The sequence below is a fragment of the Geobacter pickeringii genome (assembly GCF_000817955.1).
GTDB lineage: Bacteria > Desulfobacterota > Desulfuromonadia > Geobacterales > Geobacteraceae > Geobacter > Geobacter pickeringii.
In genome coordinates, this window is the sequence record NZ_CP009788.1 from 1,353,470 (window position 1) to 1,369,070 (window position 15,601).

Annotated in this window: 16 protein-coding genes; 15 read left to right on the plus strand and 1 reads right to left on the minus strand. The window is 59.3% G+C overall.

Features of this window, described 5'->3' with window-relative positions; genetic code table 11:
* Positions 1 to 119 precede the first annotated feature (119 nt).
* The 4 genes from GPICK_RS06105 to GPICK_RS06120 all read left to right on the plus strand — a co-directional run bounded on the left by GPICK_RS06105 (position 120) and on the right by GPICK_RS06120 (position 4,462).
* Positions 120 to 1,625, plus strand: a complete 1,506-nt coding sequence (locus tag GPICK_RS06105; protein ID WP_179944515.1) for a hypothetical protein — start codon at positions 120 to 122, stop codon at positions 1,623 to 1,625.
* Positions 1,625 to 2,398, plus strand: a complete 774-nt coding sequence (locus GPICK_RS06110; RefSeq protein WP_039741352.1) for an MlaE family ABC transporter permease — start codon at positions 1,625 to 1,627, stop codon at positions 2,396 to 2,398. Before GPICK_RS06105 ends, GPICK_RS06110 begins: the two co-directional genes overlap by 1 nt.
* Before the next feature lie 58 nt (positions 2,399 to 2,456).
* The gene (locus tag GPICK_RS06115) at positions 2,457 to 3,506 is read left to right on the plus strand and encodes an MlaD family protein (protein ID WP_039741354.1); all 1,050 of its coding nucleotides are present in this window, start codon (positions 2,457 to 2,459) and stop codon (positions 3,504 to 3,506) included.
* A gap of 89 nt (positions 3,507 to 3,595) precedes the next feature.
* Complete coding sequence (locus GPICK_RS06120; protein ID WP_039741356.1) at positions 3,596 to 4,462, plus strand: carotenoid biosynthesis protein; 867 nt, start codon at positions 3,596 to 3,598, stop codon at positions 4,460 to 4,462.
* Positions 4,463 to 4,469: 7 nt separating this feature from the next.
* On the opposite strand, the gene GPICK_RS06125 is transcribed toward GPICK_RS06120, so the two are convergent.
* Entirely contained in the window at positions 4,470 to 5,237 is a 768-nt protein-coding gene (locus GPICK_RS06125) for a phosphorylase family protein (protein ID WP_039741358.1), read from the minus strand.
* Positions 5,238 to 5,510: 273 nt separating this feature from the next.
* Here GPICK_RS06125 and kdsB point away from each other — a divergent pair, with 273 nt between their 5' ends.
* The 11 genes from kdsB to hprK all read left to right on the plus strand — a co-directional run bounded on the left by kdsB (position 5,511) and on the right by hprK (position 15,598).
* Positions 5,511 to 6,269 (plus strand): 3-deoxy-manno-octulosonate cytidylyltransferase, encoded by a 759-nt coding sequence (gene kdsB, locus GPICK_RS06130; RefSeq protein WP_039741360.1) that lies wholly within the window; start codon positions 5,511 to 5,513, stop codon positions 6,267 to 6,269.
* Between the two features lie 4 nt (positions 6,270 to 6,273).
* The gene (locus tag GPICK_RS06135; protein WP_039741361.1) at positions 6,274 to 7,884 is read left to right on the plus strand and encodes a CTP synthase; all 1,611 of its coding nucleotides are present in this window, start codon (positions 6,274 to 6,276) and stop codon (positions 7,882 to 7,884) included.
* A 25-nt stretch (positions 7,885 to 7,909) separates the two neighbouring features.
* The gene (kdsA, locus tag GPICK_RS06140; protein ID WP_039745404.1) at positions 7,910 to 8,728 is read left to right on the plus strand and encodes a 3-deoxy-8-phosphooctulonate synthase; all 819 of its coding nucleotides are present in this window, start codon (positions 7,910 to 7,912) and stop codon (positions 8,726 to 8,728) included.
* A gap of 65 nt (positions 8,729 to 8,793) precedes the next feature.
* Entirely contained in the window at positions 8,794 to 9,759 is a 966-nt protein-coding gene (locus GPICK_RS06145) for a KpsF/GutQ family sugar-phosphate isomerase (protein WP_039741363.1), read from the plus strand.
* On the plus strand, positions 9,759 to 10,274 hold the full coding sequence (locus GPICK_RS06150; protein WP_039741364.1) for a KdsC family phosphatase: 516 nt from the start codon (positions 9,759 to 9,761) through the stop codon (positions 10,272 to 10,274). The genes GPICK_RS06145 and GPICK_RS06150 overlap by 1 nt, the downstream gene beginning before the upstream one ends.
* A gap of 281 nt (positions 10,275 to 10,555) precedes the next feature.
* Complete coding sequence (gene lptC, locus GPICK_RS06155) at positions 10,556 to 11,131, plus strand: LPS export ABC transporter periplasmic protein LptC (RefSeq protein WP_039741366.1); 576 nt, start codon at positions 10,556 to 10,558, stop codon at positions 11,129 to 11,131.
* A 1-nt stretch (position 11,132) separates the two neighbouring features.
* A complete protein-coding gene (gene lptA, locus GPICK_RS06160) occupies positions 11,133 to 11,636 on the plus strand; it encodes a lipopolysaccharide transport periplasmic protein LptA (protein WP_039741368.1) in 504 nt (167 codons plus the stop codon).
* Positions 11,617 to 12,357 (plus strand): LPS export ABC transporter ATP-binding protein, encoded by a 741-nt coding sequence (lptB, locus tag GPICK_RS06165; RefSeq protein ID WP_039741370.1) that lies wholly within the window; start codon positions 11,617 to 11,619, stop codon positions 12,355 to 12,357. Before lptA ends, lptB begins: the two co-directional genes overlap by 20 nt.
* A 79-nt stretch (positions 12,358 to 12,436) precedes the next feature.
* Positions 12,437 to 13,888 carry an RNA polymerase factor sigma-54 gene (gene rpoN / locus GPICK_RS06170; protein WP_039741372.1) on the plus strand — a complete coding sequence of 484 codons (1,452 nt, stop codon included), beginning with the start codon at positions 12,437 to 12,439 and terminating at the stop codon, positions 13,886 to 13,888.
* A gap of 116 nt (positions 13,889 to 14,004) precedes the next feature.
* Complete coding sequence (gene hpf, locus GPICK_RS06175; protein WP_039741374.1) at positions 14,005 to 14,550, plus strand: ribosome hibernation-promoting factor, HPF/YfiA family; 546 nt, start codon at positions 14,005 to 14,007, stop codon at positions 14,548 to 14,550.
* An 88-nt stretch (positions 14,551 to 14,638) separates the two neighbouring features.
* A complete protein-coding gene (gene hprK, locus GPICK_RS06180; protein WP_039741375.1) occupies positions 14,639 to 15,598 on the plus strand; it encodes an HPr(Ser) kinase/phosphatase in 960 nt (319 codons plus the stop codon).
* Positions 15,599 to 15,601: the final 3 nt, after the last annotated feature.

Below are 15,601 nucleotides of genomic sequence, written 5' to 3' on the forward strand. Positions count from 1 at the left end.
TTTGGGAATGGGAATGCCGCGTTTTTGGTTGACTCTCCCTGGTTCCTGTGATTATTAACGTATAAATTTGGCAAATTCTGAATGTGGACTGTTTTTTCATGCGTATCCGCATAGCCCTTATGTTGCTTGCACTAGCCCTTGCAGGGACCCCGGCAGGGGGAGCCGACAAGGGGGTGGGCGAAGCGCGGGGAACGATATTTACCCTCTGGCCTCTCATTGATTACCGTGAGAGTCCCGAGGAGGGGTTCAGCAATCTTTCACTTCTGGGACCGCTGGTCAAGGTGCAGGAGCGGAAGGGGGAGACGGTGACCGCCATGCGTCCCCTGTTTTATCGCGATTCCCATGTGAGCCCTGAGAGCGCGGCGACCGACTACCTCTATCCTCTGGCCTCCTCCGAGTCCTCGCCCGATGTCTCCACCTTCCAGGTGCTGAAGCTTTACCAGAAGAACATCTTTCGCCGTGCCGACCCGGAGCAGGCCGAGAAGGGGACCATGTTTTTCCCCTTCTACATCACCGGTGAGTCCAAGAAATACGGCCCGTACACATCGGTGTTCCCCTTTTACGGCGATATCTACGAGCGTTTCTGGCGGGACGAATACCACTACCTCCTGTTCCCGTTGTACGGTCGGACGGTTAAGGGGGGGACGACGACGCGCAACTATCTCTATCCGGTGTTTTCCACTGTGGAGGGAGAGGGGGAGAGCGGTTTTGCGGTCTGGCCTCTCTACGGCCAGTCGTCCAAAGAAGGGGTGTATCGAAAGCGGTTCGCACTCTGGCCGTTCTACGACGAGGCGGAGACGGGGCTCGATACGGAGAATCCCACCCGCCGGTTCCAGATTCTGCCGCTGTACTCGGCAACCGATTCGCCCAAGAAGAGCAGCCGACACTACCTGTGGCCTTTTTTCGGCTGGGTGGACGATCGGGAGCGGAAAATCTCGGAAACGTATTACCTCTGGCCTTTCGTGATGACGGCTCGAGGCGAGGGGCGCACGGTGGACCGCTATCTCCCGTTCTACGACGAAGAGCGGGGGAGGGAAACACTCAAGCGCTGGTATCTCTGGCCACTCTACCGCCACGACGAAATATCCAGCGCCACCTTCGGTCAGGACCGGGATCGGGTGCTCTATTTCCTCTTTTCGGACAGCCGGGAGTGGTGGCCGACGGATGGCGCTGAGCGCCGGCGGACGGCTCTCTGGCCGCTGTTCGTCTACAACCGTGACGTGCGCGGCGTGAAGAGCTTTTCCTTCCCGGCACCGGTCGAACCGATCCTTAACCGGGAGGGTATCGAACGAAGCTGGTCGCCCCTTTGGAGGATTTACGTCCAACGGTGGAACGATGCCGGCGATTCGGCAGCCTCCTTCCTCTGGAACCTCTATTGGCATGAGCGCCGGGGTGAGGAGTTTGCCTGCGAGTTTTTCCCGGTTGTTTCGTACCGCTTCGAAAAGACCATAACCGATGTTGCCATCCTTAAGGGGCTTGTCCGCTACAAGGAACAGGGCGGGATGAAAACCCTCAGTTTTTTATGGCTTCCCTTCGGGATCAGTTGGCGGGAAGACGAACCGGCAACGCCGGTGGGAGAGAGCGGGAGCGACTTTATCATGAGCAGAGCGAGGTTCGAACCGTAATGGGCGCCTTCGAACGGGTAGGCAAGCGGGTTCTCGCATTCAACGAGATCGTAGGGGAGATGCTGATGCTCCTCGGCCAGACGGTCTGGTTTTTCCGCGAGGCACCACGCAACCTCCAGAGCGTCTTTACCCAGATGGCGATCATCGGCTACGAGACGTTGCCCATTGCGTCGGTGATGGCGTTTTTCGTCGGGATGGTCCTTGCTCTCCAGACCGGGGTCGAACTCCAGAAGTACGGGACCCAGAACATCATCGGCGGTATCGTCGGCCTGTCGATGGTGCGGGAGCTTGGACCGGTCATGACCAGTTTTCTCGTGGCGGGACGTGCCGGCTCCGCCATGGCGGCGGAGATCGGGGTCATGAAGGTGTACGAGGAGATCGACGCCCTGAAAACCCTCGACATCAACCCCGTTCGCTACCTCGCCATGCCCCGGCTCATCGCCTGCCTGATCTGCGTCCCGGCGCTTGTCATCTACGCGAACTTCGTCGGGGTGCTCGGCGGTGCGTTCATGAGTCATCTTCACCCGAAGATTTTTATCTCCTACTCAACCTACTATGACAGCCTCAAAACGGCCCTCAAGTTTAAAGAGGTGGGGGCGGGACTGATCAAGGCGACCACGTTCGGGGGGATCATCGCCCTCGTCGCCTGCTATACCGGTTTCAAAACCAGCGGCGGTGCCCGTGGGATCGCCCAGTCCACGACCCGGGCAGTGGTCATGTCGTTCATGCTGATTTTGGTTGCCGACTACTTTCTTACCAGGTTGCTCATGTGACGGAAGGCGGCCGGGTTTGTTCCGGGCCGCGTGCAGTAATGACGGGAGGCAGTGAGCCATGGCGCTTACAACGGAAAAAAAGGTCGGAATATTCTTCATGGCGGGACTGACGCTCCTGGCGGTAATGCTGGAGTTTGGCGAACGGTGGAATCCCTTTGAGAAGAATCTCCACTATTTGACCTATCTTGCGAGCACGACCGGCCTCAAACTCGGGGATCCGGTGCGACTGGCCGGGGTTGAGGTCGGCAAGATCACGAAAATCGGCATCAGCGACAGCCGTGTCCGGGTCGATTTCGAGGTGAAGCCGGGGACCACCATCAAAACCGATTCGGTCGCCACCATTCGACTCACGAACCTGCTGGGTGGCCAGTTCCTCGGGATCTCGTTCGGTTCGCCGGCTGCTACGGTCCTGCCGCCGGGGAGCGAGGTGAAGAGCCGCGATATCGCCAATATCGACGTGATCGTGGACAACGTGAGCGACTTGACCAAGGACGCCAAGAGTTTCATTAATGATCTGAATACCAACCAGCGGGAGGTGCTCACGAAGATCTCCGCCATGCTGGATGAGAACCGGGGAAACCTGCGCGGAGCGGTCACGAATCTGAACAGCATCACCACCAAGATGGACCGGGGCGAGGGGTCACTGGCCATGCTCTTGAACGACAAGGCCCTCTACCGCAACACGACCGATCTGGCGGCGAGCCTGCGGACCGTCAGCACCAAGATCGAGCGGGGCGAAGGGACCCTCGGCAAGCTCGTGAACGACGACGCACTGTACCGCGATGCGAAAGGGGCCCTGGCGAACCTGAACGACGGTTCCAAGGATATCAAGGAGATCGCGGCGAAGATCAACCGCGGCGAAGGAAGTGTCGGCAAGCTGGTGAACGACGAGACGCTGTACAATGAGCTGCGGGACGCGTCGAAGAACATCGGCGCCGTTGCCAAGAAGATCAACGATGGCCAGGGGACGCTCGGCAAGCTCGTGAACGAGGATACCCTCTACCGCGACACCACAGCTGCCATGAAGAAGGTGGAGAAGGCGGCTGAGGGGCTCGGCGACAGCGGGCCGATTTCGGTCCTCGGGAGTGTGATCGGCACTCTGTTCTAGCGGTAGAAGGCAGCGGACAACAACGACTCGATGTGAAGGGCGCGGAGGCCGCCGGATGGTCTCCGCGCTTTTGCGCGTCAGGAGGAACCATGGGGGATATGCTTGGAATCGCGGTGGGGACCGTCACGATGCGGCCCTACGTCTTTGCCTTTTTCGCCGCCTACCTGGTGGCGGCGGTGCCGCATCTTGGGTGGCGAAAGATCGCTCTGTTCACGGTCGCAGGGTATCTGACCTCGTTCATCTCGGAGGTCAGCTCCATCAATACCGGCATCCCCTACGGCTGGTATTACTACATCGACGCCACCAGCGCCCGCGAACTGTGGATAGCGGGGGTGCCGTTCTTCGATTCGCTCTCCTACGTGTTCCTTGCCTACTGCAGCTATGCCACGGCTCTTTTCGTGGTCTCGCCGGTAAAGGCGTGGCGGTGGGAACTGGTGACCTTGGAGACCCACGCCATCAGACGTTCCCTGTCGGTGCTCTTCCTCGGATCACTTTTTCAAGTCTTTCTCGATATCATCACCGATCCGGTGGCACTCCAGGGACGACGCTGGTTTTTGGGGCAGATCTACGGTTATCGCGAAACAGGGATCCATTATGGCGTTCCGCTCTCGAATTACGGAGGCTGGTGGCTCGTGAGCGCTCTCATGATCTTCATCATGCAGATGATCGACCGCGGGTGGGAGCGGCCGGGGAAGAGACCGGCCGGCGTGGCCAACCTCCCATTCCGTTCGCTTTATGGGCCGGTGCTGTATCTCTCGGTGATCGCGTTCAACCTGGGGGTGACCCTCTGGATCGGCGAACGCCTCATGGCCTTGACGGGGTTCCTCATTTTCGTGCTTCCGCTGGCCATTGCCGCGGTTACCATCATCCGGAGAACCAACCGGTATCGTAAGGAAGAGCTTTCCGACCATCTGAAGGATTTCCCGTGGTCGGCCGCGGCAGCCAGAAAGGGATAGGAGGGAGCTACTCGGGGCGGGTGACGAGAATGTTTGTCGTTGCCAGGACGGCCGTGGCAAGGGCGGCACCGGCCAAGCGGGTATTGCGGGCGAGACGGATGAGCTGCGGGACGATCCGGGGTTTCCGGAGGATGGTGGCGAGAACCTTCGTCAGGCGGATGTTCATGTCGTGGTCGGTGAATTCGTCGAGGGTGAAGGAGAGCTCCTCCCGGGCGCCGTCGCTTACGGCACGAAGTGCCACGAGTGGAATGCCGTAGCGGGCCGTTGTCTCGGCCACGGCCGCCGTTTCCATGTCGAGGACCGGCGCATGCAGGTCCGGGGGGAGCAGCGGCGCGAAGCTCCGTTTTGTCAGGATCTTTTCCGAGGTGATGATTTCGCCCGGCGTCACCCGGTTGAGGGATGCGCCGATACCGTCCAGGACTTCTGCCGCCAAGCTCCGGTCAACGCCCCCCTGGGGGCGAAGTCCGCCGTCGACGGCACGCCAGCATCCCGTGCCGACCACAAGGTCGCCTGCTTCAAGCCCGGGAAGGACCGCACCGCCGAACCCGAACGAAACGATGGCCGCGGGCGATGTCTCGGCGAGTGCCTCGGCGGCCTGGGCGGCGCGGAGGGGGCCCATCCCCGATTCGATGAGGGTGACGCCGACATCATGGAGGACGAAACGGTACCGGGTGAAATGGCCTTCCCGGTGTTTTTCGACCGGTCCGACCCGCCGCAGCAAGGGGCGCACTTCGTCGGGCATCGCCGCTATGAGACCGATGGTTTTTGCCGGCATGATTCCTCTCCTTCGCGAATGCATTTCCGGAACTCTATCAGAGCGGGGTGCCGCGGGGCAACGCATTTCACTCCTTGACAGGCCACGACCTTTGCGGTAGCGTAGAACGTCCCACCTGCCAACGGGACACGCATCCAGCACCAAATCTCTTGCCTTCATTCGGACAATCAACGTCGGTATCTGTAACTGGTTATAATCACGGTAACCGCATTAAGAAATGCGCGGCGCTTCCGTGTGCTGTCGTTTTGTTGTGTGCAGGCTTCGGGACCGTCTATGAAGATAACAGCCATCATCCCCGCCCGTTTCGCGTCGACCCGTTTTCCCGGCAAAGCCCTTGCCGAGATCATGGGGAAGCCGATGGTGCAGCACGTGTATGAACGGACATCCCGTGCCGGACTCGTGTCCGAGGTCATTGTCGCCACCGACGACGAACGGGTTGCCGATGCCGTTCGCGCCTTCGGCGGACGGGTCGAGATGACTGCAAAGGAGCATGAGACCGGGACCGATCGGTTGGCGGAGGTAGCAACCCGTATCGATGCCGATCTCGTTGTCAATGTTCAGGGGGATGAACCGCTCATCGAGCCGGCAATGATCGACGAGGCGATCGCTCCTCTTGCGACGGACGGCGCCATCCGGATGGGGACTCTGAAGAGCCGGATCAGGACGCTGCACGATTTTCTCAGCCCCAATGTTGTCAAAGTGGTTACCGACACCCAAGGATTTGCGCTCTATTTTTCACGGTCGCCCCTCCCCAATTTTCGCGACAAATGGAATGACCTGAAAGATGAGGCGTTCGTTACGGGGCGACTCCTCTGCCACAAGCATGTGGGGCTCTACGTCTATCGCCGCGATTTTCTTCTGGAATTCGCGCGAATGGCGCCCACGCCGCTGGAGCAGTCCGAGAAGCTCGAGCAGCTTCGCGCCCTGGAGAACGGCTGCCGGATCCGGGTGGTGGAGACCGAGTATGAGTCGATCGGCGTTGACACGCCGGCCGATCTGGAAAAAGTAATCGAAAAACTGAAAAAGGTGTAATGACATGAAAACCAAATTCATCTTTGTGACCGGCGGCGTTGTTTCGTCCATCGGCAAAGGGCTCGCCTCGGCATCGCTCGGGGCGCTTCTCGAGGCCCGGGGACTGCGGGTCACCATGCAGAAGCTTGACCCGTACATCAACGTCGACCCGGGGACCATGTCTCCGTTCCAGCATGGTGAAGTCTTCGTCACTGACGATGGCGCTGAAACCGATCTGGACCTGGGCCACTACGAGCGGTACACGTCGGCCCGGCTCTCGAAGCGGAGCAACTTCACCACCGGCCAGGTCTATTTCTCGGTCATCGAGAAGGAGCGCCGCGGCGACTATCTCGGCGGTACCGTTCAGGTCATTCCCCACATCACCGACGAGATCAAGCACAAGATCATCGAAAACGCCAAAGGGGCGGACGTCGCCATCGTCGAGGTGGGCGGCACCGTCGGAGACATCGAGTCCCTGCCGTTCCTGGAGGCGATCCGTCAGTTCAAGGCCGACCGTGGGGCGTCGAACGTCCTCTATCTTCACGTGACCCTCGTTCCGTACATCAAGACGGCCGGTGAGCTGAAGACCAAACCGACGCAGCATTCGGTCAAGGAACTGAGGGAGATCGGCATCCAGCCCGATATCCTCCTCTGCCGCTGCGAAAAGGATCTTCCTCACGACATGAAGGCGAAGATCGCCCTGTTCTGCAACGTGGAGGAGAAAGCGGTCATTACCTCGGCCGATGCCGAGCACATCTATGCGGTGCCGTTGGCTCTCCACCGGCAGGGGCTCGACGAGCAGGTGGTGGAGAAACTCAACATCTGGACCAAGGCCCCCGATCTCGCCCCGTGGGAGAGCGTTGTGGAAAAGCTTCGCAACCCCCTCAAGGGAGAGGTCCACATCGCCATCGTCGGCAAGTACGTCAACCTCACCGAGTCCTACAAGTCGCTGGCCGAGGCTCTGACCCACGGCGGGATCGCCAATGACTGCCGGGTTTTCCTCAAGTATCTTGATTCGGAGAAGATCGAGAACGAGGGGCTCGGCACCCTTCTGGACGACGTCGATGCGGTGCTCGTTCCCGGAGGATTCGGAGAGCGGGGAACCGAGGGGAAGATCAAGTCGATCGAGTACGTCAGGACGCGGAAGATCCCCTTCTTCGGAATCTGCCTCGGGATGCAGATGGCTGCCGTGGAATACGCCCGCAATGTCTGCGGTCTCGATGACGCCTTTTCCAGCGAATTCCGTCCCGACTGCGCCAATCCCATCATCAACCTGATGGAGGAGCAGAAAGGAGTCGAGCGCAAAGGGGGGACTATGAGACTTGGCGCATACCCCTGTACGCTTGCGAAGGGCTCGTTTGCCCAGAAGGCATACGGTTCCCTGGAGATATCAGAGCGCCACCGCCATCGTTACGAGTTCAATAATGCCTTCCGGGAGAACCTCTCTTCCAATGGGCTGGTGATCTCGGGCGTTTACAAGGAGGGCGATCTGGTGGAGATCATCGAGGTCGCCGACCATCCCTGGTTCCTTGGCTGCCAGTTCCACCCCGAGTTCAAGTCGAAACCGCTCAATCCGCACCCGCTCTTCCGGGCGTTCGTCGCTGCCGCCCTCGAGCACAGGAAGGTGAGGGGATAGTCTGCCCCTCACATTGGGAGCCATCGTGGTAAGAGAGATTGCAATCGGAAATGTCAAGATTGGCGGCAATCGGCCGCTGGTGCTGATCGCCGGGCCTTGCGTCATTGAGAACGAGGCGGCGACGCTGCGCTGCGCCGAGCGTCTCATGACCCTTGTGAATGGCGTTGCCATACCGCTCATCTTCAAGGCGTCCTACGACAAGGCGAACCGGACTTCCGTCACCTCCTTTCGCGGCCCCGGCATCAAGGAAGGGTTGCGGATCCTGAAAAAAGTGAAGGAGTCGCTGGGGATTCCGGTGCTGTCGGATATCCACTCCATCGAGCAGGTGCAGCCGGCGGCCGAGGTCCTCGACGTCATGCAGATTCCTGCCTTTCTCTGCCGCCAGACCGACCTGCTGGTGGAAGCTGCCCGCAGCGGGTGCGTGGTGAACGTCAAAAAAGGGCAGTTCCTGGCCCCGTGGGACATGGAGAACGTGGTGGGGAAGCTGGTCGCCAGCGGCAACGAGAAGGTCGTCCTCACGGAGCGCGGGGCATCGTTCGGTTACAACAATCTCGTCTCCGATATGCGAAGTCTGCCGATCATGCGTGGATTCGGCTTCCCCGTGGTGTTCGACGCCACCCACAGCGTTCAGCTCCCCGGCGGACAGGGGGGCTCCTCGGGGGGGCAGCGGCAATTTGTCGAATATCTCTCCCGTGCCGCCGTAGCCACTGGCATCGACGGCATCTTCATGGAGGTTCACGAGGAGCCGGACAAGGCCCTCTGTGACGGCCCTAACTCGGTCAAGCTCGACGACCTGCCGGCGCTGCTCAAGAAGCTGAAGGCAATCGACGCCATCGTAAAATGAAAGAGAGGGAGTGAGGAGCGGGGCGCATCGTCGCTCCTTATCCCTTGTTTCTTGCGGAGTTCCCATTGATTCTCGAAGAAGCGCGCAACGTTATCCGTATCGAGGCCGAGGCACTGCTGGCCCTCGCCGAAACCATCAACGGCGAGTTTGAACGTGCCGTTCGCCTTATCCTTGCCACCAAGGGGCGGGTGGTGGTGACCGGCATGGGGAAATCGGGGCTCATCGGCCAGAAAATAGCCTCCACCATGGCATCCACTGGAACGCCGGCTTTTTTCCTCCATCCGGCCGAGGGAATCCACGGCGATCTCGGAATGATCATGAAGGGCGACGTGGTCATTGCCATCTCCAATAGTGGCGAGACCGAGGAGGTCTGCCGGATCCTTCCGGTGATAAAGCGGCTTGGAGCCTCCCTCGTGGCCATGTCGGGAAATCCGAACTCCACCCTTGCCAAGGCGGGGGATATATTCCTCGATATCTCGGTCAAGGAGGAGGCCTGCCCCCTGGGGCTCGCTCCCACCGCGTCCACGACCGCCACCCTCGCCATGGGTGATGCACTGGCCGTGGCGCTTCTTGTTGAGCGGGGATTCAGCCCTGAAGATTTCGCACTGTTCCACCCCGGCGGCGCGTTGGGCAAGAAACTCCTCCTGATGGTGGAGGATGTCATGCACGGCGGTGGCGCCGTTCCGGTAGTGGCAGAAGATACGGCAATGCAGGACGCTCTCTTCGTCATGACGTCAAAGGGGCTCGGGGTGGTGGGAGTCATCGACGTTGCCGGCGCACTCCTCGGAGTAATCACCGATGGCGATCTTCGGCGGGCGCTGGGACGGGGGCTCGATATCCTGCACCTGCCGGCCCGTGAGCTCATGACCCGCAACCCGAAGCGGATCGGTCGGCGCGAACTGGCGGCCAAGGCGCTCCAGCGGATGGAGGAGCATGCCATAACCTCGCTCTTTGTGTTCGATGACGAGAATGACGGTCGACCGGTGGGTGTCGTCCATCTGCACGATCTCCTGAAAGTGGGAATAGCGTGATGGAAGAGCGCCTCGCAAAGATCAAGCTGCTGCTTCTCGACGTTGACGGCGTGATGACCGACGGCCGCATCATATTCGATTCCAATGGCGTCGAAAGCAAGTTCTTCAATGTGAAGGATGGCCACGGAATAAAGATGATCCAGCGGGCAGGCATCCAGGTCGGCATCATCTCCGGCCGGGAATCGATGGTGGTTACGAACCGGGCAGCCGAACTCGGCATTTCCATCGTCTACCAGAAGGCTCTCGACAAACTCTCTCCCTATCTCGACATTCTTGACAAGACCGGTTTCGATGATTCACAGATCGGCTTTGTCGGGGATGATGTCATCGATATTCCCGTCTTGCGCCGGGTCGGATTCGCCGCTGCCCCTGCCGATGCCGTCTCCGACGTATTTCCCTATGTCCATTTCACCACCAGAAACCGTGGCGGTTGGGGGGCCGTTCGCGAGGTCTGCGATCTGCTTCTCCGCGGGCAGGGGAAGTGGGACGAAGTCACGGCCCGCTACTTCCGCTAGTCTCGCTCCATTCCTTCTGCCGTTCCGGCTCCCTCGCGTTTCACTCCGAAAACATCATCTCCTTATGCCAAGCGGAGACTCTGTTTCTGATCCCGATTGGCGCCCCGTTGGCATATGCGGGAGTTGGCGCGTGGGACGATATTCACGCGTTGCGCGCCAGGCATCCATCCCGCTGGTCGGGTCAGGAGGGGTGGTACTACAATCTTTGTGCCAAATTGCCAGTTTGTTCCGACAATCCCCTTTACAGTGTTTGGGTGAGATGGTATACTGCGCCGGCAGTGATGATAAAGATAAGTAAAATCAGGCACGTACTGGCTGCCGCCATCGTTTTGGTCACGCTGTATCTGGTGATTTCCCTTGCCCTCAATGTGGGGACGGGGCGCAAGGCAGAGAAGGTGTTGCCCGCTCTGCCCCGAAATGTAGAACTTTCCCTCAAGAATATTCACTACACCGAAACGAAGGATGGCGTTAAGAAATGGGACCTTTACGCCAGGCAGGGGGAGTATGACAAGGAGCGCGAGGTAACCCGTCTGAGGGAGGTGCGGTTTGTCCTCCCTGGCGATGCGCGTACCGGTGACATAACCTTGCGTGCCGATCAGGCTGACTACCTCAATGCCTCAAAGGATGTGACCCTGAGCGGCAATGTGGTCGCCACGAGCGTTTCCGGCATGCAGTTCAGGACGGGGCATGTCTCGTATCAGTCGGCCCGTTCGCTGGTTACCACCGATGATCGGGTTCATTACGCCGATGGGCAGTTCGATGTCGACGGTGTCGGTATGGAGTTTTCGGTCAAGTCGCGGGATCTGCGGATATTGAAAGATGTTCGGGCCGTTGTTCGGCCTGTGAAAAAAGGATAAGATGAAGCGTTTTCTTTGTGCCTTCTCTCTGCTGTTCGTCCTGGGCGGGTCGGCGCTTGCCGCGCCTCCGGCCGGCGAGCGGGGGAAAGAGCCGATCACCATCAAGTCGAACGAGCTTTCGACTGACAGCAAGAGCCGGACAGCCACTTTTACCGGAAAAGTCACGGCCCGCCAGGGCGACCTGACGATCTATGCTGACCGGCTCGTCGTCCATTATAAGCAGGAAGGCGGCGATGTGGACCGTGTGGACGCCATCGGCAATGTGCGGATTGTTCAGGGAGATCGCCTTGCCACTGCCCGCGAGGGGGTCTATCTCAGTGCCGAACAGAAGATAGTCCTTTCCGGTGATCCCAAGGTCTTCCAGGGAGAAAATACGGTTTCGGGCAAGGTGATCACCTATTTCGTGAACGAAGAGAAAAGTGTCGTGACCGGCGGTCCGGATGGACGCGTCGAGGCGGTCATTCACCCGAAGAACAAGGCTGGTGATGGCGGCTCAAAGCGCTGATACGGTACTTTCAGCCCGGGGCCTCCGCAAGGGGTTCGGCCGTCGTGTCGTGGTAAACGGCGTCGATCTGCAGGTCTCCCCGGGGGAAGTGGTGGGGCTCCTCGGTCCCAACGGTGCCGGAAAGACGACCACCTTCTACATGGTTGTCGGCCTTGCCCGACCCGACGGGGGAGAGGTCTTTCTGGGGGATGAGGAGATTACCCCCCTCCCGATGTACCAGCGGGCGCAGCGGGGGATCAGTTATCTTCCCCAGGAACCGTCGGTTTTTCGCAAGCTGACCGTCGAGGAGAATATCCTGGCGGTGCTGGAGACTATGGACCTCTCGGCGTCTGAGCGGCGGGAGCGGGTCGAGGAACTACTGGCGGAGTTCAAGATCGGCCATATCGCCCGAAGCAAGGGATTCGCCCTTTCCGGCGGAGAGCGGCGACGAGTCGAGATCGCCCGGGCCTTGGCCACCAATCCGTCGTACATCCTTCTTGATGAGCCTTTTGCCGGCATCGATCCGATCGCGGTCATCGATATCCAGGGAATCATCACGGATCTGAAACGGCGCGGCATCGGCATCCTGATATCTGACCACAATGTTCGGGAGACCCTCGGGGTGTGCGATAGTGCCTATATCATGAGTTCCGGCGAGGTGATAGAGTACGGCGACCCGGTGAGGATTGCCGAAAGCAAGAAGGCCCGGGAAATTTACCTGGGAGAGAAGTTCAGACTGTGAGGCATGTCCCGGGCGTGACGGACAGCGCCGCCCTCCGCACTACGGTTTAGAAAAGAAACAACGTAAGGGTACCCTCTCTATGGCCATTGAGATGCGCCAACAAATGAAGCTGACCCAGCAGCTGGTGATGACGCCCCAGTTGCAGCAGGCGATCAAGCTCCTGCAATTGTCGCGGCTCGAGCTTCAGGATTTGGTGCGCCAGGAGATGGAGGAGAATCCGGTCCTGGAGGAGACGCTCGAGGCGGAGGAGGTCAAGGAGCAGGACCAGCTGGAACTCGCCGAGAAAGAAGAGCAACCGGCAGGTGAAGAAAAGGAGTTCCACGAGGTTCAGGCCGGGACGGAAACCCTGACCGATACCGATTGGGACAGTTACCTCGAAGGGTACAACTACAGCTCGGGCGAACAGCAGTACTATGACGACGAGGATCGCCCTTCGTACGAGAATATTCTTACCCGGAAAGGGACCCTCGTCGATCATCTCATGTGGCAGCTGAATCTTACCAACCTCACCGATTTCGAAAGCCGGGTGGGGGCCGAGATCATTGGTAACATCGACGAAGAGGGGTATCTCCGGGCCACCGTTGACGAGATTGCGGCTGCGTGCCAGACTGACATCGAGCTCGTTGACTCCACGCTGAAAAAGATCCAGGAGTTCGACCCGATGGGAGTTGGCGCCCGGGATCTGCGCGAGTGCCTCCTGATACAGGTGGATCAGCTCGGAATGAACGGCAGTGTGGTGGAAGGGATTCTCCTCAACCACCTCCACGATCTCGAAACCAGAAAATACAAGCAAATCGCCAAGGCCCTCGGGGTCGACGTGAACGATATTCTGACCGCCGCCCGGATTATCGCAAGTCTTGATCCCAAGCCCGGCCGCATCTACGGTTCCGAGGATGTCCACTACATTTCCGCCGATGTCTTTGTGTACAAGATCGCTGACGATTATGTCGTTGTTCTCAATGACGAAGGACTTCCCAATCTGCGGGTAAATCCGTTCTACGCAGGCGACGTGAAGGCAAATCCCCAGGTTGACGCCAAGGCTGAAGAGTACATCAATGACAAGGTGCGCTCGGCGACATGGCTCATCAAGAGCATTCACCAGCGGCAGCGTACCATCTACAAGGTGGCGAAGAGCATCGCCCGGTTTCAGCGCGACTTCCTCGATCGGGGGATCGAGCACCTGCGGCCGCTGGTCCTTCGCGACGTTGCCGAGGACATCGGCATGCACGAGTCGACCATCAGCCGCGTGACCACCAACAAGTACATGCAGACCCCGCAGGGGCTCTTCGAGATGAAGTACTTCTTCAATAGCGGCATCTCCACCACCGAGGGCGATTTCATCGCCTCCGAGAGCGTCAAGAACAAGATCAAGGAGATCGTCGACGCCGAGGATCCCCGCAAACCCTACAGCGACCAACGCATTGCCGAACTCCTGTCGGCCCACAGTATCAACATTGCCCGGCGGACCGTTACCAAATATCGGGAGATGCTGCGGATCGGCTCGTCATCCGAGCGCAAACGTCACTTCTGATCTCTATGTAGCTTATTTTATCAATCTTCGATGTTCCGGCTTGAAGGATCGTAAATTCGTGTTTACCTTGAATCAGGAGGCACGGTCCGGAACGCATTCACCGCAAGGAGGAAGTTATGCAAATTACAACAACGTTCAGGCACATGGAGCAGAGCGAGGCCCTCAAGAGCTATGCCGCCGAAAAACTGGAGAGGGTGAAGAAATATATCGACGAACCCGTCACCGCCCAAGTCTTCTTTACGGTCGAGAAGATCCGGCATGCGGCCGAGGTCACCCTGACCGCCAAAGGGGTCATCATCAAGGCCGCTGAAGAAACCAACGATATGTATGCCGCCCTCGATGCGGTGGTGGACAAGATCGAGCGGCAGCTGCGGCGTTACAAAGAGCGCCTCAAGGAGCACAAACCCGCTGCCGATACCCGTGCTATCGAAGTCCAGAAGAGCATCGTGACCGCAGAGAGCATTGAGCAGCAGAAACAGCCGGTCATCATTCCGAGCAAGACCATTTCCATCAAGCCGATGTCGGTTGATGAGGCCGTTATGCAGATGGATCTTCTGCATAAGGATTTTCTCGTCTTCACCGATTCGTCCACCGAAGCGATCAACGTCGTCTACCGGCGCAAGGATGGCAACTACGGCCTGATCGAGCCCACTCCCAAGTAAGGCATTAAGCCGCGCCGCCTCGTGCGGCGCGGCTCCTTACCCGACGGAAGCCGCTGCCCCCCTCCACCCACATCGAGGATATCCACCTTTGAACAGCATCAGTCTTTCAATCGCTGACCTCCTCAACGATACGGAGTACGGGCTGGACCTTGTCCTGCATGCGGGGGAGCGGGGTGTGGACCACCGGGTGCACAGCTCCCGCATTCAAAAGCCGGGACTGGCGCTGACGGGGTATACGGAGCATCTCCATCCCGACCGCGTGCAGGTTCTGGGCAATACCGAAATTTCCTACCTGCGGCAGATTCCCGGGGCCCAGGCGGCGATCAATATCGCCAAGCTCTGCCAGTATCCCATCTCGTGCTTCATCATCACCAAGGGATTGGAGCCTCCCGACATCCTTCGTGACGAGACGGAAAAGGCGGGGATTCCGCTCCTTGTGTCGCCCCACCAATCGTCGACGTTCATTTCCCTGATCACCAAGTTTCTGGAAGAGCGGCTGCTCCCCACCACCCATATCCACGGGGTGCTCGTGGATGTGCTCGGTGTCGGGGTGCTGCTCCTGGGCAAGAGCGGCATCGGAAAGAGCGAGTGCGCCCTCGACCTCGTCATCCGCGGTCACCGGCTCGTGGCGGATGATGTGGTCTACGTCAAGAAAAAGATGCCGGCGGCACTGGTCGGCCAGGCGGCCGAAGCGATCCAGTACCACGTCGAAATTCGCGGCCTTGGCATCATCAATATCAAGAACCTCTTCGGCGTTTCCTCCATCCGAGAGAAGAAGATCATCGACATGGTGATCGAGCTGGTGGAGTGGGACCCGGACCACGAGTACGACCGTCTCGGGATCGACGACGAGTTCTACCGCATCCTCGATATCGAGCTCCCCTATATCAGGATTCCGGTGCGCCCGGGGCGCAACCTCACCTCCATCATCGAGGTGGCGGCACGAAATCATCTCCTCAAGGGGATGGGATACCATTCGGCCCGTGAACTGCAGGAAAAGCTCATGGCGCGGATGGAGGTTCGCCCCCTCGGGGACGAAGTGGAGTAACGG